This is a genomic window from Enterobacter sp. PGRG2 (assembly GCF_030291195.1).
GTDB lineage: Bacteria > Pseudomonadota > Gammaproteobacteria > Enterobacterales > Enterobacteriaceae > Enterobacter_D.
This window is the reverse complement of sequence record NZ_CP127837.1, coordinates 4,161,034-4,162,426: the sequence shown is the minus strand read 5'-3', so window position 1 is coordinate 4,162,426 and position 1,393 is coordinate 4,161,034. Positions and strand designations below refer to the sequence as shown.

1 protein-coding gene is annotated in these 1,393 nt (G+C 61.4%); it reads left to right on the top strand.

Annotated elements, in window-relative coordinates; translation table 11 throughout:
- A partial coding sequence (locus QRD42_RS18560) for an Ig-like domain-containing protein (RefSeq protein WP_321988794.1) occupies window positions 1-1,393 on the top strand: 1,393 nt, incomplete at both ends.

Genomic DNA, 1,393 nt, shown 5'->3' with positions numbered 1-1,393 from the left:
CCACCAACAGCAAAGCGGCCGCCATCAGCGCCTTTCAGGAAACCTCGTCCGGAGTGTATGTTGCCACCTTTACCAGCGGCACCACGCCGGGGAGCGTGACCGTTCAGCCGCTGATCGACGGCAGCACCAAACTGGCGACGGCAAAAATCATCCTCGAAGCCACGGAAATTCTGCCGACGCTGACGCAGATCGACGTTTCGGCCAGCAGCGTTCAGGCGGACGGCATCACGCCCATCGCGCTGACCGCACACGTGGTGGATCAGTTTGGCAAGCCGATACAAGACGCCGCCATCCAGTGGAGCGCCGACAACGCGAAAGCGCTGCTCTCCAGCGACAGCACGACCACCGATGCACAAGGGCTGACGAAGATCGACGTCACCAGCCGCGAGGTGATCAGCACCATCGTTACCGCACAGCTGGAGCAGGGCAACAGCGTCAGCACCGCTGCGCTGAACTTTACCGCCGACATTGCCAGCGCGCAGGTGGTTGCCATTGAGAGTGAAAAACAGCAGGTGGTCGCCAACAATATCGACACCGACACCGTCACCGCGCAGGTGAAGGATCAGAACAACCATCCGCTGGCGGGTATCACCGTCAACTGGATGGTGAAAAAGCGCGACGGTACGCCGGTCAGCAGTAAAACGTCGGTCTCTGACAACGACGGCATCGCCACGCTTGAACTGAAATCCCCGAAAACCGGCACAGTGACGGTATTGGCGGCGGTGAACCGCGACGCCGTACAGGAAACCGATCCGATCGTCTTTGTGGCGGACACCAGCACGCAAAAAGTGACCACCCTGACGCTCAGTAAAACCCAGGCGCTGGCGAACGGCACGGACAGTATTACCTATGAAGCGCAGGTGACGGATGCCCAGGGGAACGCCATCAACGCTGCCCGCGTGGCGTGGTCAGCGGATAATCCGGATGCCACATTAAGCGCCAGCAACACCACCAGCGGCGCGGACGGTAAATCGACCATCACCGTGACCTCTCTGAAAGCGGGCAAGGTCGTGGTCACTGCGAAGACCAGCGAAGCCACGCCGCTACAGGCGGAGCCTGCGACCTTTATCGCCGACAGCGCCACCGCGACCATCAAAACGCTGAAAAGCGATCGTACCTCCGCGCTGGCAAACGGCAGCGATGCCATCAGCCTGACCGCCACCGTCGAGGATGCGAACGGCAACGTGCTGAACAATGCAGAGGTTAACTGGACGGTCGATCCGGCCACCGGCACGCTCTCGGCAAGCAGCAGCAAAACCGATGCGTCCGGCGTGGCACGGGTCACGCTCAGCTCCCGGGACGTGGCGCAGTACAGCGTAACCGCCTCCACCGGCAGCAGCAGCGAAACCCTGGCAGGACTGAACTTTATTGTCGACAGCGGCACGGCGCATCT